This is a genomic window from Comamonas sp. GB3 AK4-5 (genome assembly GCF_041320665.1).
Taxonomy (GTDB): Bacteria; Pseudomonadota; Gammaproteobacteria; order Burkholderiales; family Burkholderiaceae_C; genus Comamonas.
The window spans coordinates 37,663-58,702 of sequence record NZ_CP166730.1 but is presented as its reverse complement, the minus strand read 5'-3'; the positions used below and the strand labels follow the sequence as shown (position 1 = coordinate 58,702).

At 63.2% G+C, this 21,040-nt stretch carries 19 protein-coding genes; 13 read left to right on the top strand and 6 right to left on the bottom strand.

Going from position 1 to position 21,040, the window contains the following annotated elements:
- Window positions 1-12: 12 nt before the first annotated feature.
- The 3 genes from ACA027_RS00220 to mnmG form a co-directional block, all read right to left on the bottom strand.
- Entirely contained in the window at window positions 13-789 is a 777-nt protein-coding gene (locus ACA027_RS00220; RefSeq protein WP_370680405.1) for a ParA family protein, read from the bottom strand.
- Between the two features lie 231 nt (window positions 790-1,020).
- Window positions 1,021-1,695 carry a 16S rRNA (guanine(527)-N(7))-methyltransferase RsmG gene (gene rsmG, locus ACA027_RS00215; RefSeq protein WP_370680404.1) on the bottom strand — a complete coding sequence of 225 codons (675 nt, stop codon included), beginning with the start codon at window positions 1,693-1,695 and terminating at the stop codon, window positions 1,021-1,023.
- Window positions 1,692-3,665: a tRNA uridine-5-carboxymethylaminomethyl(34) synthesis enzyme MnmG gene (gene mnmG / locus ACA027_RS00210; protein WP_370680403.1), complete on the bottom strand. Its 1,974-nt coding sequence runs from the start codon at window positions 3,663-3,665 to the stop codon at window positions 1,692-1,694. The genes rsmG and mnmG overlap by 4 nt, the downstream gene beginning before the upstream one ends.
- Before the next feature lie 236 nt (window positions 3,666-3,901).
- Between mnmG and gstA the strand changes: the two genes are divergently transcribed.
- Window positions 3,902-4,510, top strand: a complete 609-nt coding sequence (gene gstA, locus ACA027_RS00205) for a glutathione transferase GstA (protein ID WP_370680402.1) — start codon at window positions 3,902-3,904, stop codon at window positions 4,508-4,510.
- A 199-nt stretch (window positions 4,511-4,709) separates the two neighbouring features.
- Here gstA and ACA027_RS00200 read toward each other — a convergent pair whose 3' ends face one another.
- Window positions 4,710-6,389, bottom strand: a complete 1,680-nt coding sequence (locus ACA027_RS00200) for a methyl-accepting chemotaxis protein (protein ID WP_370680401.1) — start codon at window positions 6,387-6,389, stop codon at window positions 4,710-4,712.
- A 333-nt stretch (window positions 6,390-6,722) separates the two neighbouring features.
- Between ACA027_RS00200 and ACA027_RS00195 the strand changes: the two genes are divergently transcribed.
- The gene (locus tag ACA027_RS00195; RefSeq protein ID WP_370680400.1) at window positions 6,723-6,920 is read left to right on the top strand and encodes a heavy-metal-associated domain-containing protein; all 198 of its coding nucleotides are present in this window, start codon (window positions 6,723-6,725) and stop codon (window positions 6,918-6,920) included.
- Window positions 6,883-7,356 carry a Cu(I)-responsive transcriptional regulator gene (gene cueR / locus ACA027_RS00190; RefSeq protein WP_370680399.1) on the top strand — a complete coding sequence of 158 codons (474 nt, stop codon included), beginning with the start codon at window positions 6,883-6,885 and terminating at the stop codon, window positions 7,354-7,356. Before ACA027_RS00195 ends, cueR begins: the two co-directional genes overlap by 38 nt.
- Before the next feature lie 24 nt (window positions 7,357-7,380).
- On the opposite strand, the gene ACA027_RS00185 is transcribed toward cueR, so the two are convergent.
- Window positions 7,381-8,229, bottom strand: a complete 849-nt coding sequence (locus ACA027_RS00185; protein WP_370680398.1) for a TetR/AcrR family transcriptional regulator — start codon at window positions 8,227-8,229, stop codon at window positions 7,381-7,383.
- A gap of 130 nt (window positions 8,230-8,359) precedes the next feature.
- Between ACA027_RS00185 and ACA027_RS00180 the strand changes: the two genes are divergently transcribed.
- From ACA027_RS00180 to ACA027_RS00140, 9 genes are all read left to right on the top strand, one after another.
- Window positions 8,360-9,211 (top strand): ABC transporter ATP-binding protein, encoded by an 852-nt coding sequence (locus ACA027_RS00180; RefSeq protein ID WP_370680397.1) that lies wholly within the window; start codon window positions 8,360-8,362, stop codon window positions 9,209-9,211.
- Window positions 9,211-10,089, top strand: coding sequence for a branched-chain amino acid ABC transporter permease (locus ACA027_RS00175; protein WP_370680396.1), 879 nt, complete (start codon window positions 9,211-9,213; stop codon window positions 10,087-10,089). Before ACA027_RS00180 ends, ACA027_RS00175 begins: the two co-directional genes overlap by 1 nt.
- Before the next feature lie 10 nt (window positions 10,090-10,099).
- Window positions 10,100-11,137 (top strand): branched-chain amino acid ABC transporter permease, encoded by a 1,038-nt coding sequence (locus tag ACA027_RS00170; protein ID WP_370680395.1) that lies wholly within the window; start codon window positions 10,100-10,102, stop codon window positions 11,135-11,137.
- A 79-nt stretch (window positions 11,138-11,216) separates the two neighbouring features.
- Window positions 11,217-12,401: an ABC transporter substrate-binding protein gene (locus ACA027_RS00165; protein ID WP_370680394.1), complete on the top strand. Its 1,185-nt coding sequence runs from the start codon at window positions 11,217-11,219 to the stop codon at window positions 12,399-12,401.
- Window positions 12,402-12,573: 172 nt separating this feature from the next.
- Window positions 12,574-13,398 (top strand): ABC transporter ATP-binding protein, encoded by an 825-nt coding sequence (locus tag ACA027_RS00160; RefSeq protein ID WP_370680393.1) that lies wholly within the window; start codon window positions 12,574-12,576, stop codon window positions 13,396-13,398.
- A gap of 49 nt (window positions 13,399-13,447) precedes the next feature.
- A complete protein-coding gene (locus tag ACA027_RS00155; protein ID WP_370680392.1) occupies window positions 13,448-15,247 on the top strand; it encodes a long-chain fatty acid--CoA ligase in 1,800 nt (599 codons plus the stop codon).
- A gap of 239 nt (window positions 15,248-15,486) precedes the next feature.
- A complete protein-coding gene (locus ACA027_RS00150) occupies window positions 15,487-16,275 on the top strand; it encodes an enoyl-CoA hydratase/isomerase family protein (RefSeq protein WP_370680391.1) in 789 nt (262 codons plus the stop codon).
- 97 nt (window positions 16,276-16,372) lie between these two features.
- Window positions 16,373-17,560, top strand: a complete 1,188-nt coding sequence (locus ACA027_RS00145; RefSeq protein ID WP_370680390.1) for an acetyl-CoA C-acyltransferase family protein — start codon at window positions 16,373-16,375, stop codon at window positions 17,558-17,560.
- Window positions 17,561-17,774: 214 nt separating this feature from the next.
- Window positions 17,775-18,941, top strand: a complete 1,167-nt coding sequence (locus ACA027_RS00140) for an acyl-CoA dehydrogenase family protein (protein ID WP_370680389.1) — start codon at window positions 17,775-17,777, stop codon at window positions 18,939-18,941.
- 39 nt (window positions 18,942-18,980) lie between these two features.
- Here the strand turns inward: ACA027_RS00140 and ACA027_RS00135 are convergent, their stop codons facing one another.
- Window positions 18,981-20,012: a recombination-associated protein RdgC gene (locus ACA027_RS00135; protein WP_370680388.1), complete on the bottom strand. Its 1,032-nt coding sequence runs from the start codon at window positions 20,010-20,012 to the stop codon at window positions 18,981-18,983.
- A 292-nt stretch (window positions 20,013-20,304) separates the two neighbouring features.
- Between ACA027_RS00135 and ACA027_RS00130 the strand changes: the two genes are divergently transcribed.
- Window positions 20,305-20,883: a Spy/CpxP family protein refolding chaperone gene (locus tag ACA027_RS00130; protein ID WP_370680387.1), complete on the top strand. Its 579-nt coding sequence runs from the start codon at window positions 20,305-20,307 to the stop codon at window positions 20,881-20,883.
- Window positions 20,884-21,040 lie beyond the last annotated feature (157 nt).

Genomic DNA, 21,040 nt, shown 5'->3' with positions numbered 1-21,040 from the left:
TTTTACTCACGGTCAGATACGCATCTTCTTGATGCGCGCCACCATTTCCTTGGCAAAGGTGATGAAGGCCTTGCTGCCCTTGGCGGAAGGGTCGAACACCACGCCGGGCAGGCCGTAGCTGGGGGCTTCGGCCAGGCGCACATTGCGCGGGATGACGGTGTCGAACACCTTGTCGCCGAAATGCTCCTTGAGCTGGTCGCTGACCTGCTGCTGCAGCGTGGTGCGGGGGTCAAACATCACGCGCAGCAGGCCGATGATCTCCAGGTCGGGGTTCATATTGGCATGCACCTGCTTGATGGTGTTGACCAGATCGGTCAGACCTTCCAGCGCAAAGTACTCGCACTGCATGGGCACAACCACGCCATGGGCTGCGCACAGACCATTCAAGGTCAACATGGACAGCGAAGGTGGGCAGTCCACCAGCACGAAGTCATAGTCGCCGTCGACCGCCTTGAGCGCACCCTTGAGGCGCTCGTTGCGGCGCTCCAGCGACACCAGCTCGATCTCGGCTCCGCTGAGCTCGCGGTTGGCTCCCAGCACGTGGTAGCCCACTTGCTCGGAATGCAGCGCGGCCTCCTTGATAGTGGCGTTTTCCAGCAGCACGTCGTAGACGGTCAACTCCAGCGCGCGCTTGTCCACGCCCGAGCCCATGGTGGCATTGCCCTGAGGGTCCAGGTCCACCAGCAGCACGCGTTGGCCGATTTTGGCCAGGCCTGCGGCCAGGTTCACTGCCGAAGTGGTTTTGCCGACGCCACCTTTTTGGTTGGCAACACAGAAGATTTTGGCCATGAAGATGCTGCAGAGGTAGGACTGGTGCCAAGACACCAGCTGAAAAAAACACATCCATTTGCACCACAAGAACAGATACAAGTACTTGTGTACAAAGGGAAAAGGCCAAGCAGTCGGCCTGGCCTTTCCATGAGAGCGGGGGCTTTGCTGGCTGCCACGCTGTGAGCAGCCACTGCCCTCACCCCCATCGAACAACCATCAGTTTATGCGAGGGTGAGAGGCGATGCACGTTCAGTTGGTCTTTGAAACAGGTTTCATCCACACAATACAACGCTCGGCGTCCAGACCAGGCACCTGCAAAGGTTCCACGTGAAACACTGCCACGTCCTTGCCCAGGGCTGCCATCTCCTCATCCGGCCGCTTGCCCTTCATGGCCAGCCAAGTCCCTTGCGGAGCAATCGCAGCGCGTGACCAGGTGCTGAAATCGACCAGCGAGGCAAAGGCCCGGCAGCTGACGATGTCGTAGGGACCGGCCAGGCTTTCCACGCGCGCGTGGATGCCCTTGAGGTTGGGCAGCTTCAGCGACACCGCTGCCTGCTGCAGAAAGGCTGCCTTCTTGGCCACGGTGTCCACGCAGTGCACATCCACCTCGGGGCAGCACAGTGCAAACACCACACCGGGCAGGCCACCGCCCGAACCCACATCCAGCTGGGCCACGCGCTCACCCGGCTGCTTGCCCAGGCTATCCACATGGCGGCGCAGCGCCGGCACGGCGGCCAGGCTGTCCAACAGGTGGTGGGTCAGCATTTCCTGCGGGTCGCGTACGGCCGTCAGGTTGTAGACCTTGTTCCACTTTTGCAGCAGATCGAGAAAAGCCATCAAGGTATCGATCTGCACCGCACCCAGGCCCAGATTCAGCTGCTGGGCGCCCTGCTCCAGTTGAGTGCGCAATTTCAACGCGCTCATGCCTGGGACTCCTCAACCGTGGTGCGGCCGGGGGCAAAGCCCTTGAAGCCACCCTTCTTCAGGTGAATCATCAGCAGCGACACGGCAGCCGGCGTGACGCCGGAAATACGCGAAGCCTGGCCCAGGGTTTCAGGGCGGTGCTTTTGCAACGTCTGCCGCACCTCGATCGACAAGGCCGCCACCTGCATATAGTCCAGCTCTGCCGGCAACTTCAACGCCTCGTAATGGGCGGCGCGCTGCACCTCGTCCTTTTGCCGGTCGATGTAGCCGGAGTACTTGGCCGCAATCTCCACCTGCTCCAGCACGCCATCGCGCAGCTCGCCCAGGTTTTCCTGCGACACCTCGGCTGCGGCGTACCGGCCACCATCCATGCCCATCAGCGCGGCATATTCCACACCGGGGCGACGCAACAGGTCGAACAGGTTGTATTCATGCTCGATGCTTTTGCCCAGTACACGCTCGGACTCGGCAGCCGGCAGGTTGCGCGGATTCACCCAGGTGGCTTTCAGGCGCTCTGTTTCACGTGAAACAGCATCGCGCTTGCGATTGAACATCTCCCACTGCACATCACCCACCACGCCGAGCTGGCGGCCGATCTCGGTCAGGCGCATATCGGCATTGTCTTCACGCAGCTGCAGGCGGAACTCGGCCCGGCTGGTGAACATGCGGTAGGGCTCGGTCACGCCCTTGGTGATCAGGTCGTCGACCAGCACGCCCAGATAGGCCTCATCGCGGCGCGGCGTCCACGGGCCTTGGCCCCGTGCCTGGAGGCCAGCGTTGATGCCGGCGAACATGCCCTGGGCCGCGGCTTCTTCATAGCCCGTCGTGCCATTGATCTGCCCGGCAAAGAACAGGCCTTGAATCTGGCGCGTCTCGAAGCTGCTCTTCAGCGCGCGCGGGTCAAAGTAGTCGTACTCGATGGCATAGCCGGGGCGCAGGATATGGGCGTTCTCCAGACCCTTCATGGAGCGCACCAGTGCGTACTGGATATCAAACGGCAGCGAGGTGGAAATGCCGTTGGGGTAGTACTCGTGCGTGGTCAGGCCCTCGGGCTCCAGAAAGATCTGGTGGCTGTCCTTGTCGGCAAAGCGATTGATCTTGTCTTCCACGCTGGGGCAGTAACGCGGGCCCACGCCCTCGATCTTGCCGGTGAACATGGGGCTGCGGTCAAAGCCGCTGCGGATGATCTCGTGCGTGCGCTCATTGGTGTGGGTGATCCAGCAAGGCATTTGCTGCGGGTGCATGGCCGCATTGCCTTGGAAGCTGAACACCGGCACATGGCCTTCGTTGATGCCACCGGGCATGCCGTCGCCGGGCTGCTGGGTGCACTGGCTGAAGTCGATGCTGCGGCCATCAATGCGCGGGGGCGTGCCGGTCTTCAAGCGGCCCTGGGGCAGCTTCAGCTCCTTCAAGCGAGCCGACAGCGTGACGGCTGGCGGATCCCCTGCCCGGCCCGCGGCATAGTTGTCCAGGCCCACGTGGATCTTGCCGTCCAGGAAGGTGCCAGCAGTCAGCACCACGGTGCGGCTACGGAAGCTGATCCCCACCTGGGTCACGGCACCCACCACGCGGTCGCCCTCCACCATCAGGTCGTCCACCGCCTGCTGGAACAGCCACAGATTGGGCTGGTTCTCCAGCGTCTCGCGGATGGCGGCCTTGTACAGAATGCGGTCGGCCTGGGCACGGGTGGCACGCACGGCCGGGCCCTTGGAGCTATTCAGAATACGAAACTGGATACCGCCCTTGTCCGTGGCCAGGGCCATGGCACCGCCCATGGCATCCACCTCCTTCACCAGATGGCCTTTGCCAATACCGCCAATGGACGGGTTGCAGCTCATCTGGCCGAGGGTTTCAATATTGTGGGTCAGCAGCAGCGTCTTGCTGCCCATGCGGGCGGCAGCCAGTGCGGCTTCGGTGCCGGCGTGACCGCCACCGACGACGATCACATCAAATTCTTGGGGATACAGCATGTTCAAACTCCGTCGCTGGCGGCAGGCGCTAGCTGCGCATCAGTGCGGACAGCGTGCAAGCGTTGGTGGGCTTATGGCGAACCTTAGATTTTCCCACCCTTTGCAGAGCTTGTCTTTGGCCCCTTCTGAATCAACACTTTAGACCCAGCTACGCAGCCTGTTTCACGTGGAACAGCCCCCTGCGCTAGCATGTTGCGGTGTTCAACCCCTGCCCTTTCTCGGGCATGCCACACACCATGAAGCTCTACTACAGCCCCGGCGCCTGTTCGCTGTCTCCCCATATCGTGCTGGAGGAATCCGGCCTGTCTTACGAGGCCATTCTGGCCAGTACCAAGAGCCACAAGCTCCAGGACGGCACCGACTTCTACAGCATCAACCCGCTGGGCTATGTGCCCTTCCTGGTGCTGGATGATGGCCAGACCCTGCGCGAAGGCCCTGCCATCGTGCAGTACCTGGCAGACCAGGTACCAGACAAAAAACTGATTCCCGCAGCCGGCACCATGGCCCGCTACCGCGTGCTGGAGTGGTTGACCTTTATCGGCACCGAGCTGCACAAGGGCTTTGCGCCACTGTTCAACCCCAACACACCGGCCGAGTACAAACCCACCGTGCAAGCCCAGCTGCGCAAGCGCTTTGAATGGGTGGACCAGGAGCTGGCGGGCAAGGACTACCTGGCCGGCCCCGACTTCTCTGTGGCCGATGCCTATCTCTTCACCGTATCCAACTGGACCCAGATGGTGGGTCCGGACCTGGGCGACCTCAGCCATTTGCAGGCTTTCCGCCGTCGCATGGCGGGCCGCCCTGCCGTGCAAGCGGCCATGCGTGCCGAAGGTTTGTTGAAATAACCCCCCCTGAGCCGCTTCGCGTCTTCCCCCTCTCTCGCTACGCGGGAGGGGGACGGCACCAGCGCTGCGGGGCGGCCCTTGCGCGGTGCCCTGGCTTAGGGTGCGTCCGTTTGATGTACCAGGATTGGCCTTGCATCCTGGTATTTGGTCAAACAAAAAGGGCTTCCAGATGGAAGCCCTTTTGCTATGCGGTGCCGTATCAGCGCAGCAAGGCTGGTCCCGATGCGGCAGCCACACGCGCAGGGCTGCGCGGTGCGGGCATGCCAGCAAAAGAGGCTGCCATGCCGCCTTGTGCATGCTCTTGATGCAGCAGTGCCTGGTCCAAGTGGAACTGGCTGACCACCTGAGACAGACGTGCGGCTTGGTCGCGCAGCGAGTCTGCGGCGGCCGATGCCTCCTCCACCAACGCCGCATTCTGCTGGGTCATGCGGTCGATATCGCCCACCGCTTGGTTCAGCTGGCCAATACCGGCCGACTGTTCGCTGGTGGCGGCCGTGATCTCGCCAATGATGTCGCCGACACGGCGCACCCCATCCACCATTTCCTGCATGGTCTTGCCGGCCTCTTCCACATGGCGCACACCGCCGTCCACGGCGGTCACGCTGGTCTGGATCAGGCGCTTGATCTCGTTGGCGGCTTCCGCACTGCGACCCGCCAGGGAGCGCACCTCACCAGCCACCACGGCAAAGCCACGGCCCTGCTCACCGGCGCGGGCCGCTTCCACGGCCGCGTTCAGCGCCAGGATATTGGTCTGGAAGGCGATGGAGTCGATCAGGCCAATGATGTCGCCAATCTTGCGGCTGGAGGCCGAGATGTCCTGCATGCTCTGCACCGCCTGCTGCACGATGGCGCCGCCGCGCGATGCCGTATCGCTGGCCGAGCTGGCCAGCTGGTTCGCCAGCTGTGAAGACGATGCGGTCTGCTGCACCGTCGAGGTCAGCTGCATCAGCGACGCCACGGTCTGCTGCAGATTGCCGGCCGTTTGCTCGGTACGCGAAGACAGATCCGAGTTGCCAGTGGCAATTTCCTGGCTGGCCGTGCCGATGTTGCCGCTGGCATCGCGCACCTGACCCACCATATGGTTCAGGCTGTGGCGCATCTCCTTCAAAGCGTTTTGCAGATCGGCCACTTCGTCCTTGCCTTCCACCCGTATCTGCTGCGACAGATCGCCCTTGGCAATGGCCAGGGCCATGCGGCGCACCGCTTCCAGCGGGCGGCAAATGGACACCATGTTCAGCAGCGTCAGCGGTGCCACCACCAGCACGGTGATCACCACCGACAGCAGGAACAGCCACTGGGTCTGCTCCGCCACCGTGGCCTCACGCAGCTGGGCGGCATCGGCCTCATCCTGCAGCACCTGGGCCAGCTTTTGCACCAGGGCGTCCACTTCCGCCAGCTCGGTCATGGCCTTGTTGCCCATGCGATAGGCAATCGTGGCCGTGTCATAGCCATTGGCCTCCAGCTGGCGCACCACCGGCTCAAACAGCTTCTGGTAGTTGTTCATGCGTTGCATCAGGTCCTGGACGATGAGGTCATCCGCATCACTGATCTCGCCCACAAACCGCTGGGCCACCGTCTTGACCTGCTCCAGCCCCTGGATCCACGACGCCTTGGCCTTGGTCACGCGCTCCGGGTTTTCGTACTGGATGATCATGTCCTTCTCGTACTGGCGCACCAGTCCCAGGCTGGCCCGCAGCTGCGACAGGTGTTGCACCTTTTCATACGAGCTGGTGCGGAAGTCCTGGCTCATGGACTGGATGCGGAACATTCCCCACATTCCTGCGCCCCCCAGCATGCCAAGCAGCAGCAACACCACGGCGATCGCACCCAACATGCGCAACCTGATAGTGAACATCCGCATGAGCGCAAAAACATTCATGACCGACAACCTCCGCAAGCTCTAACAACCAATGGATCCAGTACCTGCACAGCCCTTGTCGACCTTGAATGCAAAAAAATGCAAATCCTGGATGGAAAGGCAAAGTTTGCCAGACATCCGCTTTCCGTAGACCAGGGAAACTGACGTGAAAGCACTGGATTTCAGTAGCTGTCGTATCCGATGCACAGTGCGTGTGCGCGCACTGCAAAGCACAGCGTTTCACGTGAAACCAGAGAACACCGCTTGCAAACGCTTGACTCTGCCATCATGTCAAGCTTCATCATTCCCCCATCCCGGCAATGAATGCCTTTTTTCTCTCAAGGAACCGTCACCATGGAACATGTATTTGAAGTCAGCGGAATGACCTGCGGCCACTGCGAGCGCGCCGTTACCAATGCCCTGCACGAAGTGGACGCTGCCGCCCAGATCCAGATCGATCGCGGCCAGAACAAGGTGGTGGTGCAAAGCCAAGCCACACGCGAGGCCCTGCGCCATGCCATCTCCGAAGAAGGCTACCAAGTCGCCGCTTAAGACGGCCCCTCCGGTGCACTGGCCGGTCTCGATTGGAGACGCAGCACAGCGCGCCGGGGTGTCCGCACGCATGGTCCGCCACTACGAGTCGCTGGGCCTGCTGCCCGCCGTGGCGCGCACCGACAGCGGCTACCGCCAATACGGCCCTGCCGATGTGCACACGCTGCGCTTCATCCGCCGCTCGCGCGATCTGGGCTTTTCCATGGAGGAAATCGCGACCCTGTTAGGCCTGTGGCAAGACCAGGGCCGGGCCAGCAGCCAGGTCAAGCGCATTGCCCAGCGGCATATCACCGAACTGGGCGAGCGCATTGCGGCCATGCAGGCCATGCAGCGCACATTGCAAACCCTGGTGCATTGCTGCCACGGTGACGACAGGCCCGACTGCCCCATCCTGGACGATCTGGCAGCCCAGCCGGCCGATACCAGGCCGCAGTAAACCAGGTCCCAGCCAGGCGCCGATTCAAGCGCCGGCCGTGCGCTTGCGCGCGGCCTTTGGCACCACGGTCTTCTGTGCCGCAGCGGCCGCCGTTGCCGCCACTTTCCGGGCGGTAGCGGGCTTGCGGGCCTCGGCTTTCTCCTGCACTTTGACCGCTTTGGCCGGCGTTTGGGGTGCCGAGGTCTGCCCCCCGGCTGCAGATGAATCCTCACGCAGCAGCACGCCCGCCAGCAACGTGTCTATGCAGCGCTTGGCCACCTCCTCGGCCGGGTACTCGCCCCCGGGCTGGTACCAGCGCCCTATCCAGCTCAAGGCACCGGCAATCACAAAGGCCGTCATCTTGGGGTCACAGGGCGCGACCGTGCCCTCCTTCACCCCCTCGGCCACCAGGCGCCTGAAAGCCTGGTCTATGGCGGATTTCTGGCGCCGCAGCTCCTTGCGACTTTCGGCAGGCACCTGCTCGTCACCCACGCGAATCAGGCACATGCCGAAGTCCAGGGTGACGACGCGCGCATACGCCTCCATGCAGGCGCGCAACTGGTCTATGGCCTTGCCCCCTGCCTTGCGCGAGGCCTCTATGCCTTCCAGGGTCATGCTCAGGCCCTTGTTCACGCACTGCAACAGGATCTCGTCCTTGTTCTTCACGTAGTAGTACAGCGTGGGCTTGCTGACGTTCAGCCGTGCAGCGATGTCATCCAGCGAGGTGGCATGAAAGCCGCGCTCATTGAACAGCTGGGCTGCAGCCTGCAGCACGGCATTGCGCTTGACCTCACGCTGGCGCTCGCGATCGGGGGCACTGGCCCAGGGCGAATCCACCGTGGACGGGTTGCTTTTGTTCCGACGGGTCTTGGTTTCGACGGTCAACTTCTTCATAGCTCGTATTACACCGGGGAAATCACCAATGCTCCAAGTGGAGTGTTACCACCAGAATCTACTCGAGAGTAAACAATCTACGCACCAGTAGATTCCTGTTCTAACAAAAACAAATGGCAGCAGAAGACCGATGGAGACAAAACCAATCCGGGGGGCGTCCACCCCTTTGTTACAAGTGGACGGCGTCACGCTGGCCTTTGGCGGCGTCAAGGCGCTGTCGGGGGTGAGCTTTGCGGTGCAGCCCGGCTCCATCACCGCCGTGATCGGGCCCAACGGCGCAGGCAAGACTTCGCTGTTCAACACCATCTCGGGCTTTTACCGGCCCACCGGGGGCTCCATACGCTTTCGCGGCCAGGACATCACCCGGGTGCCCGCACCGCAGCGTGCCCGCCTGGGCCTGGGGCGCAGCTTCCAGAACATTGCGCTATTTCGCGGCATGACGGTGCTGGACAACATCAAGCTGGGTCGCCACGCCCACCTCAAAACCAATGTCTTCGATGCATTGCTCTACATGGGCCGTGCGCGCCGCGAAGAAGCCGATCTGCGCCGCGACATCGAGGAGCGCATCATCGATTTCCTGGAGATCGACCATATCCGCCACGCCCCCGTGGCCGCACTGTCCTACGGCCTGCAAAAGCGCGTGGAAATGGCACGCGCCCTGGCCATGCAGCCCGAGATCCTCATGCTCGATGAGCCCGTGGCCGGCATGAACCGCGAAGAGACCGAGGACATGGCGCGCTTCATCCTTGATGTGCGTGCCGAATGGGGCGTCACCGTGCTCATGGTCGAGCACGACATGGGCATGGTCATGGACCTGTCCGATCACGTGGTGGTGCTCAATTTCGGGCAGGTGATTGCCCAGGGCCTGCCGGCCCATGTACAGGCCGATCCCGAGGTGGGCCGGGCCTATCTGGGCTCGGGCGATGTGGGCGAGCTGCGCCGCAAACTGCAAGCGGCCGCTACGGCACAAGGAGTCGCGTGATGGACTGGGCTTATCTGTTTGAAATCAGCCTCACAGGCCTGGCCAGCGGCGGTCTGTACGCCCTGGCTGCCCTGGCCTTTGTGATGGTCTACAAGGCCACGCGCGTGGTCAATATCGCCATCGGCGAGCTGCTCATGGTGGGTGCCTATCTGTTCTTCACCTTTGCCTCCATGTTCGCGCTGCCGCTGTGGCTGGCCATTCCCGCCGCCGTGCTGGGCACGGGCCTGCTGGGTGCGGTCATAGAGCGCACCATGATCCGCCCGTTGCTGGGCGAGCCACCAATCTCGGTGTTCATGGTCACCGTGGGCCTGGCCTCGGTGCTGGTGGGCCTGGTGGAGATGATCTGGACGGCCGACCAGCGCCGCCTGATCGAGTTCATGCCCAGCAACCCCATCGTCATAGGCGAGGCCTTTCTCGCGCCCAAGGTGGCCTGGGGTGCCGTGGTGGCGGGCGTGTTCATTGCCGCCGTGCTGCTGCTGTTTCGCTTCTGGCGCGGTGGCGTGGCCTTGCGCGCCACGGCCAGCGACCAGGCCGCGGCCTATTCGGTGGGCATCAACGTCCCACGCGTGTTCTCTCTGTCCTGGGTGGTCTCGGCCATGATCGCCGCGGTCTCGGGAATCATCGTCGGCTCCATAGGCGGCATCTCTTCGTCCATGGGCGTATTCGGTCTGTCCGTGCTGGTGGTGGTCATCGTCGGCGGGCTGGACAGCGTGCTGGGCGCACTCATTGGCGGGCTGCTCATCGGCCTGGTCGAGGCCCTGGCCGGCTCTTATCTGGGCGGCGAATACAAGCTGCTGGCCACCTTCATCGTGCTGGTGCTCATCCTCATGCTGCGCCCTTACGGCCTGTTCGGCACCCGCGAAATCGAACGTCTCTAGGAAACCCGCAATGCGCATAGGAACCTTCAAGGAAAGCTACGTTGCCGACGCAACGCTGTTCGACTCCCGCACGCAGAAAATGTGGCTGGCCATTGCCGGCGCCCTGCTGCTGCTGTTTCCCTTTGTGGCCAGCGATTATTGGCTCTACCTGGCCTGCCTGGTCGCCATCAACGTGGCCAGCGCCACGGGGCTCAACATCCTGACCGGCTACACCGGCTTGGTCAGCCTGGGCCAGGCCGCCTTTATGGGGCTGGGCGCCTACACGGTGGCCATTTTGCAGACCCGCTGGAATCTGCCCTTTGCCGTCAACCTGCTGGCAGGCGGCCTGGTGGCCATGGTGGGTGGCATCGTGGTGGGCATACCGTCGCTGCGCGTCAAAGGCCTGTACCTGGCCATCGCCACGATTGCGGCCTCGTTCATTGCCCACTTTCTGTTTGCCAATCTGGCGATCACGGGTGGCACCGCGGGCATCTCGATGCCGCCGGCCCAGCTGTTCGGCATGGAGCTCGACACCTCGTTTCGGCTGTACTGGCTGATCGTGCCCGTCACCATCGTCATGCTCATCGGTGCGGCCAATCTGTTTCGCACCCGCATCGGCCGGGCCTTTATCGCCATACGCGACCGGGACATCTCTGCCGAGGTGCTGGGCATACCGCTGCTGCGCTACAAGCTGCTGTCCTTCGGACTGTCCTCGTTCTACGCGGGCGTGGCCGGCGGGCTGTGGGCCTACTTCTTTCGCGTGGTCACCCCCGAGAGCTTTCCGCTGCTGATGTCCATCTTCTTCCTCGCAGCCATCATCGTGGGCGGCATGGGCTCCATCCTGGGCGGCATTCTGGGCGCGGTCTTCATGACCATGGTGCCCGAGCTGCTCAAGCTCATCGTCGACCTGCTGCCCGGTGGCAGCGAGTACACGGTGTTTCTCTCGCCCGTGCGCACCATGCTGTTCGGGCTGTTGATCATCGGTTTTCTGGTGTTCGAGCCGCTGGGGCTCGCAGAAATGTGGCGGCGCATACGCCGCTTCTTCCATCTGTGGCCCTTCCGAAATTAAAGCAGCCTCCCCGGCGCCTCCGGCGCCGCTGCTTTGGACCAAGCGGTTGCCACACCTCAAAAAAACCAAGGAGACAAGCATGCACAACCAACCAAATTCCCGCCGCCGCTCGCTGCTGCTCGCCGCTGGCGCCGCCATGGCCACCCCTTTGGGCATTCCCATGCTGGCCCATGCCCAGGCGGGGGAAGACATCGTGATCGGTGGCTCGATTCCCATGACCGGCGTGTTTGCGTTTGCAGGCGTGGGCATCAATGCCGGCATTGCCGACTACGTGAAGATCGTCAACGACGCAGGCGGCATCAAGGGCCGCAAGGTCAAATACGTGGGCGAAGACACGGGCTACAAGGTCGATGTCTCGGTGGCCACATTCAAGAAGATCACCAGCCAGAACAAGGTCAACCTCTACTACGGCGACTCCACCGGCTTTGCCAAAACCATCAACCCCGAGCTGGACCGCAACGGCAATATCTTGATGGCGGGTGCCTCCTTCGCCTCCGAACTCAACGACCCCAAGAAGTTTCCCAACCAGTTTTTGGTCGGCCCTGACTACACGGAGATGTTCGGCATCCTGCTCAAGCACATCGCCAAGGAAAAGCCGGGCGCCAAGGTGGCCTTCGTCTATTCAGACTCCGAGTTCGGCCGCGACCCCATTGAGCGCAGCGAGGCCGAGGCCAAGAAGCTGGGCCTGTCCGTTGCCATCAAGATCATGACGCCTGCAGGCAGCGTGGACGTGTCCACCGAGGTCATCAAGCTGCGCCGCGCCGCGCCCGACTACACCATCTTCCACGGCTACATCCTGGCCCCCATTCCCGAGTTCATCAGCCAGGGCAAACAGCAGGGCATGAAGTCCAAATGGATGGGCACCTTCTGGACCATGGACAGCTCCACCGTGATGAAGATGGGCGAGGCCGGCGATGGCTTCATGGGTGTCATGCCTTTTCGCTACTACTACGACACGGAAAAAGCGCCCATGCTGGAAAAGATCCGCGCCCTGCGCCCCACTTACCAGAGCACGGCCTATATCCAGGGCTTTCTGGCGGCCATGCTGTTCCTGGAGTCGGCCAAGCGCTGCCTGGACGCGGGCAAGCCTTTGACGGGAGCCAACCTCAAGGCAGGACTCAACAGCCTCAAGGACTTCGACACCGGAGGCCTGATCGGCACGCCCATCACCATCAAGGGCAACTCCATCCCCGTGGGCCGCGTCTACCAGGCCGATATGAAGGCCCAGAAGATGCTGCCAGCCTCCGACTGGATAAAACTCTGATGCATCCCCCTGAGCAGCTTCGCTGCTTCCCCCTTCTCTCGCATTGCTGCGCACTGCGGGAAGGGGGACGACACCTTCGCTGCGGGGCGGCCCTTGCTCGGCGTCTCTGGCCTGGGCCGCGCCATGCCCGCATCGCAGTCCCAGCATGCACCGTGAAAACTGAAGCACAACCATGACAGACACAGGCACAGCGAACGTCCTCGAAATCAACAATATCGAGGTCATCTACAACAAGGTGGTGCAGGCCCTGCGCGGCCTGTCCCTCAGCGTGCCACGCGGGCAGATCGTGGCCTTGCTGGGCAGCAATGGCGCGGGTAAGAGCACCACGCTCAAGGCCGTCTCCGGCCTGCTCGCGCTGGAGGACGGGCTGCTGGCCAGTGGCCGCGTGCTGTACAACGGCCAGTCCACCGCGCAGTACGCGCCTCAGCAACTGGTGCGTCGGGGCCTGTCCCATGTCATGGAGGGCCGACGCGTGTTTGAAGACCTCACGGTGGAGGAGAACCTGATCGCCTCCACCTACGCACTCACGGGACGAAGCAACGGCCAGGCCAAGCCCGATTTCGACCTGGTCTACAGCTACTTTCCGCGCCTGTTCGAGCGTCGCAAGGGGCTGGCGGGCTATCTCTCGGGCGGTGAGCAGCAGATGCTGGCCATAGGCCGGGCGTTGATTGCCCAACCCGAACTCATCTTGCTGGACGAGCCCTCACTGGGCCTTTCCCCCAAGCTCACCGAAGACATCTTCGCCATCATCGCGCGCATCAATGCCGAGCGCGGCACCTCCATGCTGCTGGTGGAGCAAAACGCCACCGTGGCCCTGGCCGTGGCGCACAGCGGCTACATCATGGAGAACGGCAAGATCGTCATCGACGGTTCGGCCGAGCGCCTCTCGCAAGACGCCGATGTGCGCGAGTTCTACCTGGGCATGGGTGGCAGCGGCGAAGCCAAGAGCTTCAAGGACATCAAGCACTACAAACGTCGCAAAAGATGGTTGTCATAAGGCGCTGCGCGCCCTGAGCTAGTGCATGACACAACGGATCACAGACGATATGAACATCCCTGAACTCACCCTGCCCCAGATGCTGCGCCAGCGTGCGCAAACCGATGCCGACAGGGTTGCCATACGGCAAAAGGACTTTGGCATCTGGAAGCCCACGAACTGGGCGGGATTTGACCTGCGTGCCAGCCACTTCGGCCTGGGCCTGGTGGCGCTGGGCCTGCCTCGCGGCGGCCATATGGGGGTGATTGCCGAAAACCGCATCGAATGGGTGATTGCCCAGATGGGCGCTGGCCTGGTGGGCGCGGTCACCGTGGGCGTCTACCCCACCAGCCCCACACCCGAGGTGGCCTATGTGGTGGGCCATGCCGACATCGAAATCATGGTCTGCGAAGACCAGGAGCAGACCGACAAGGTGCTGGAGGCGCTGGAGCAGTTGCCACGCCTCAAGAAAATCATCGTCATGGAGACCAAGGGCCTGCGCAGCTTTGCCCCCGCGCAGCGCGCCCTGATCGCCAGTTTTGACGAGGTGGAAAAGCTGGGCGCCCAGGCCGCCAGCCAGGCCCCCATTGACGAGGCCCTGGCACGCCAGACGCTGGATGACATCGGCCTGATGATCTACACCTCGGGCTCCACAGGCGCGCCCAAGGGCGCCATGATTTCCTGGCGCAATATACGCGGCGTGGTGCCCGGCATTGCCCAGCGCCTGGGCCTGTCGCGCGATTCGCGCCATCTGTCCTATCTGCCGCTGTGCCATGTGGCCGAGCAGATGCTGACCACCTTCTGCCCCATCTACCTGGGCGCGCAAATCCATTTCGGCGAGTCCATACGCACGGTGCAGGAAGACCTGCGCGAAGTCGCGCCGAATATGTTTTTGGGCGTGCCCCGCATCTGGGAAAAACTGCACGCCTCCATCAACATCAAGATGCAGGAAACCGGCAGCCTGCGCCAGGCCCTGTACCACCGTGCGCTCGCCGCCTGCGCGCCACTGGCCGAAAAACCGCGCAGCAGCTGGAGCCTGTCAGAGCGCCTGGCCCAGGCCGCCAGCTACTGGCTGGTCTTTCGCGCCTTGCAAAACTTCATCGGCCTGCGCGATGTGCACGTGGCGCTCACCGGTGCAGCCCCGATTCCACCCGATGTGGTGCGCTACTTTCGCTCGATTGGCGTGCCGTTGATTGAGGTCTACGGCCTCACCGAATCCTCGGGCATGGTCACCGGCCATGAGCTGCACAAGGTGGTGGTGGGCACGGTGGGCCCCCCCATCCGCGGCCTGGACTGGCGTGTGGCGGACAACGGTGAGTTCCAGATCAAGGGCGATATGGTGTTTGCCGGCTATTACAAAAACCCCGAAGCCACGGCCCAGTCCATACAGAACGGCTGGCTGCATACCGGCGACGTGGTGCGCGAGGAGCAAGGCCAGCTCAAGATCGTGGACCGGCTCAAGGACATCATGATCACGGCCGGCGGCAAAAACCTCACGCCCTCCGAGATCGAGAACACCATGAAGGGCAGCCCCTACATCAAGGAATGCATCATCGTGGCAGAGGGCCGAAAGTTCGTGAGCGCTCTGGTGCAGATCGATCTGGAGACCGTGGGCAAATGGGCCGAAGCACGGCGCCTTCCCTTCACCCATTTCCGCTCCCTGGTGGAAACGCCCGCAGTGCGCGAGCTCATCAACAGCGAGATCGCCCAGGGCAACGAGCGCCTGGCCCAGGTCTCGCGCATACGCAAATTCCATTTGCTGACCAAGGAGCTGGACCACGATGACGGTGAAGTCACCGCCACCATGAAGGTCAAGCGCTCCAGCATCTACAAGACCTATGCCGTCGAAATTGACGCGTTGTACCAATAGGCGCCGGTATGGCTCCTTCCCCCGCCGGGGGAAGGTTGGGATGGGGGCCGCAGCATGTACGACACCAACCCTATTGAAGTCCCTAGACCGCAGGTCTCCCTCCCAAGTCTCCCGGAAAGGGGAGAGAGCTGACCATTAAAAAATGAGCTAGTAGCGCTTTATGACAAAGGATTTCAGGCACAAAAATACCTGAAAACCAGTGGCAGAAAGCGCTGAAAGCTCTCTCAAAAGGAGCACGCTTGTCCAAGCCCGAACAACTCCCCCTGCTGCTGGAACGTGATGGCGCCATCGCCACCCTCACCTTCCACCGCCCCGAGGCCTTGAACGCCATCAACGTCCCCATGGCCCAGGCCTTTTTGCAAACCATGCAGCAGCTCGCTGCCGACGCCACCCTGCGCTGCCTGGTGCTGCGCGGTGCGGGCCGGGGCTTTATGGCTGGTGGCGATCTGGCCACGCTGGCCGACAACCCAGCGCAAGGCGCGGCCGATCTGCTGGGCCCCCTGAACCAGGCCGTGGAGCTGCTGGCGCAGATCAACGCCCCCGTCATTGCCCAGGTGCATGGGGTGGCCGCAGGCGCTGGTTTGTCGCTGATGCTGCAGGCCGACTTCATCTATGCCGCCGAAGGCACGCGCTTTAACCTGGCCTATATCAACATCGGCACCAGCTGCGACGTGGGCGCCTCCTGGGCGCTGCCACGCCGCGTAGGCCTCACCCGCGCGCTGGAGATCGCCATGCTGGGCGAGACCCTGGACTGCCCCACGGCCGAGCGCCTGGGCCTCATCAACCGCACCCTGCCCCCTGCCGAACTCGATACCGCCGTGCAAGGCCTGGCCCAGCGCCTGGCGGCCGGCCCCACCCAGGCCCTGGGCCAGATGCGCCGCCTGATGCGCTCCGGCATGTACAACGACCTGCCCACCCAGCTCGCGGCCGAAACCCAGGCCTTTATGGCCTGCGCCCACGGCCCAGATCTGCGCCATGGCATTGCCGCCTTCCAGGCCAAGCAAAAGCCCAGCTTTCAGGGCCGCTGACCCGAGGCCCGCCGGGCCGCCTGCCTGACACGCAGGCGGCTGCGCGCCCAAGCAACATCTGCACAATGGTGTATTTCAAGACCAAGGAGACCTGTTCATGACCACCCGCGACATCTTTGTCATCAGCGCTGCACGCACTGCCATCGGCACCTTTGGCGGTAGCCTCAAGGACGTACCCAACACCCAGCTGGCCACCACGGCGGTGAAGGCCGCCATCACCCGTGCCGGCATTGCACCGGATGCCGTGGGCCATGTGGTCATGGGCAATGTGATTCCCACCGACACCAAGGACGCCTACCTCTCGCGCGTGGCGGCCATCGATGCCGGCTGCCCCATCGAGACGCCCGCCTTCAACGTGAACCGCCTGTGCGGCTCCGGCCTGCAGGCCATTGTCTCGGCGGCCCAGGCCATTGCCCTGGGCGACTGCGAGATCGCCGTGGGTGGTGGCTCGGAATCCATGAGCCGTGGCCCCTACTTCGACCAGGCCGCACGCTGGGGCCAGCGCATGGGGGACGCCAAGAGCATCGACTACATGCTGGGCATCTTGCACGACCCCTGGCACAAGCTGCACATGGGCATCACCGCCGAAAACGTGGCCGAGCGCTACAAGATCAGCCGCCAGATGCAGGACGAGCTGGCCGTGCTCAGCCAGCAGCGTGCAGCCGCCGCCATAGCGTCCGGCCGCTTCAAGGAGCAAATCGTGCCGGTGGAAATCGCCACCCGCAAAGGCACCGTGCTGTTCGACACCGATGAACATGTGCGCGGCGGCACCACGGTCGACGCCTTGGCCGGCATGAAGCCAGCCTTCAAAAAGGACGGCGGCACCGTCACCGCAGGCAATGCCTCGGGCATCAACGACGGCGCAGGCGCCGTGGTGCTGGCCTCGGGCGAGCGCGTGGCCGCCCTGGGCCTCAAGCCCCTGGCCCGCCTGGTGGGCTATGCCCATGCGGGCGTGGACCCGGCCTATATGGGCATAGGCCCCGTGCCGGCCACGCAAAAAGTGCTGGCGCGCACCGGCCTGAAGATCCAGGACATGGATGTGATCGAGGCCAACGAAGCCTTTGCCGCCCAGGCCTGCGCCGTGATCCAGGAACTGGGCATGGACCCGGCCAAGGTCAACCCCAATGGCTCCGGCATCTCCCTGGGCCACCCCGTGGGTGCCACCGGCGCCATCATCACCACCAAGGCCATTTACGAGCTGCACCGCACCGGCGGCCGCTATGCGCTGGTGACCATGTGCATCGGCGGTGGCCAGGGTATTGCGGCAGTGTTTGAGCGGGTGTAACCCGCTCCCCCCTGAGTCGCCTTCGGCGCCTTCCCCCAAAGGGGGACGACAGCCTCGCTGCGGGGCGGCCCTTGCTCGCTGTCCCTGACTTGGGCTCTGCCAGTTTTGTGTGCGGCGCCCTGTGCCTTACTCCCTCGCCCCTTCGGGGAGAGGGCTGGGGTGAGGGGCTGCCCACAAAGCACAGAGTTAATACCAAAACCCATGGAGACAGGGCATGTTGACCAATCACTTTTTGAGCGCAGAGGAGCGCGCCGAGCTGGATCTTTTCAGGCAGTCGCTGGAGCGTTTTTGCGATGACCAGATCGAGCCCCACTACGCGGCCTGGGAGAAGGCGGGGCAGGTGCCGCGCGAGCTGTTCTTGAAGATGGGCGAGCAAGGCTATCTGTGCGCCGATGTGCCCGATGCCCATGGCGGCCCGGGCGCCCCCGTGCAGTTTTCGTTCGCCGTGGTCGAGGTGCTCTCGCGCCGTGGCTATGCGGGCTTTGTGGGCGGTCTGCAGGTGCACAACGACATTGTTCCGCCCTATCTCTTGCACTGCGGCACCGAGGCCCAGCAGGCCTACTGGCTGCCACGCATGGCCAGCGGTGAGGCCGTGGCCGCCATCGGCATGACCGAGCCCGGTGCAGGCAGCGACCTGAAGGCCTTGCGCACGACGGCGCGCAAGGATGGGGACGACTATGTCATCAACGGCAGCAAGATCTTCATCAGCAACGGCCAGCATGCCGACCTGCTGGTGCTGGCCGCCAAGACCGATGCCTCGGCCGGCGCCAAGGGCGTGAGCCTGTTCCTCGTCGACACCCGCACGCCCGGCTTTTCGCGCGGGCGCAATCTGGACAAGATAGGCCACCACGCAGGCGATACCTCGGAGCTGTTTTTCGAGGATATGCGCGTGCCCGCCGATGCCCTGCTGGGCGGTGTGGAAGGCCAGGGCTTTGTGCAGATGATGCGCGAGCTGCCACGCGAGCGCCTCATCATCGGCGTGCAGGCCTTGTACGGCGCACGTGGCGCGCTGGATGCCACGCTGGAATATGTGCAGCAGCGCCAGGCTTTCGGCCAGGCCATTGCCCAGTTCCAGAACACGCGCTTTACCCTGGCCCAGTGCGCCACCGACATTGCCGCGGCCGAGGCCTTTCTCAACGCCTGTGTCCACGCCTATACCCAGGGCCAACTCACGCCCGAGGCCGTGTCCGCCCTCAAGCTGCACACCACCGAACTCTTCAGCCGCGTGGCCGACGCCTGCCTGCAGCTGTTTGGCGGCTACGGCTACATGGCCGAATACCCCATCTCACGCTTCTGGACCGATGCACGCGTGCTGCGCATCTACGGCGGTACCTCGGAGATCATGAAGGAGCTTGTGGCCCGCAGCCTGCTGGGGCGGTAAGGCCCTGCAGGCTTGGCGGCGCCTTAGGTAAATACGCGCTTAAAACGGCGTTTCGCCGGGCGCGCTATCCACGGGTGCATCGGCCGGCCCGGTGACCGTGCCCTGGCCCTTGCCAGTTGCGCCCGCCACACGCACGGCCAGCGTTTCGGCCGGCGGCAGCGATGCCGGCAGATCCTGGCCCAGTTCGGTGCGGCCTTCTCCGCCCAGGGCCTCGATCAGGTCGGGAATCAACCGGCCCAGCTCGCCCGTGGCAATGGCCACATCGGTGTCAAAGCCGCCTTCGTCGCCGGCCTCGTCCAGCACGCTGTCCAGAAAGGCGATCTTCTTGACCTGCAGCGTATCCGTCAGCAGCAGGCTCACGCGGTCGTCCCAGGTCATGGCCAGCTTGGTGGGCTGCTTGCCCTGCTCCACATGCTGCTTGACCTCGTCGATATCCAGCGGATGGCGGGCATAGCGCACCACAGCCTTGGATTCGTCGGCGGCCTTGAGCTCGCATTCGCGGTCGATGGAAAAGCCCACCGGTGGCTCCTGCGTCAGCAGCCAATGCGCCATGGCGGCCTGGGGGCTGGTCTGGGTGTCCAGCAGCGCCACGCCAAAGCCCTGCAGGCCTTCCACCAGCAAGGTCACCACCTCGTCGGCCCGGCCCTGAGAGCCCGTGTCCAGCACCAGCAGATGGGCCTGCGGATCCATCCACACCCACATGCCGCCTTGCTTGGTGAAGGCCATGGGCAGCAAGTCCAGCTTGGCCTCGTCCTTGAGCTCCTGCTTTTCCTTCTTGCCCGGCTTGCGACCAAACTCTTTTTCAATCGCATCGGCTTTTTCGGCCACCTTGCGGTTGAGCACGCTGGCCGGCAGCATCTTGCTCTCGCTCATAAAGCGCAGCACCCACTGTCCGCCCACGCTTTCGGCCAACAGGCCATGTTCCTCGCCCCGTGGCGGCACCCAGCCTGAAGACTTTTCCTGTGTCGCCCCGCAAGGGGTGAACGGGGTCTTTTGCAGCGCCTCTTCGAGCTGCTCCAGTGCACCCTGCCATTGCGCCGCAATGCGGTACACGATCATGTTCTTGAACACGCAGCCACCTTTCCTTCCCAAAGCATGGGGCCGCCGGCTCTGGCCAGGCCCCATTTACCATCTATCAAAACAAGAGCTTCTCAAGCGCACCAAGTCTGCTTGAGAAGCCCAAAACATTGCATATTTTCTACGCCATCCCACCGCGACGGTGAACGCCGGCTTCGCATTACTTTACACAGCATCACCATCTGCACATGGGACGCTTACAGACAACACGCACACTGACCTTCAACCGCTGCACATCTTGATACGTGCAGCGGGCCTCATCACTTCAGAAGGAAAGGACATCACCATGGCAATCCTGCAACGCACTCTGCTGGCCACGGCCGCCGCTGCCGCTATCTCGGGCGCCTTCACCCTCCCCGTTTGGGCCCAGAGCAACACGGCACCGACCACGGCCGCTGCCACCGCTACAGCCCCAGCAGCCCCCCATATGGGTGCTCAGCGCGGCCAACGTCACGCCATGGACCGCACCGCCATGCATGCCCAGCATATGGAGCGCCTGAAAGCCCTGCTGCAGCTGAGCAATACCCAAGAAGCTTCCTGGAAGCAGTTTGTGGATGGCACCCAACCCGCCGAACGCCAGGGCAAACATATGGACCGTGAAGCCTGGAGCAAGCTGACCACGCCCCAGCGCATTGAACAAATGCAAACCCTGCGCAAGGAACGCAATGCCGCAGCCGAACGCCGCGAAAGCGCCACCAAGACCTTCTACGCCAGCCTGAATCCGCCCCAGCAAAAAGCCTTTGATGCCGCCATGCCCATGCATGGACAGCGCATGCACAAAGGCCATGGCGGTGCCCACGGTCACGGCCAAGGCCATGAGCGTGGCCAAGGGCCGCGTGCCATGCCCGCTCCGGCCGGCGCATAAAGCGCCTACGCCCTCCCCGGCCGCCATGGCCGGGGCTTCAACCCTCTTTGCAGGCCTTGTGCCTGCTTTTTTTCGTCTGTATTTGCGCATTCACAGACGCCTGGATGCAGACAGCCACGGTGGCCGCGCCTTTTGCCCCACCGCTGGCGAAAAATTC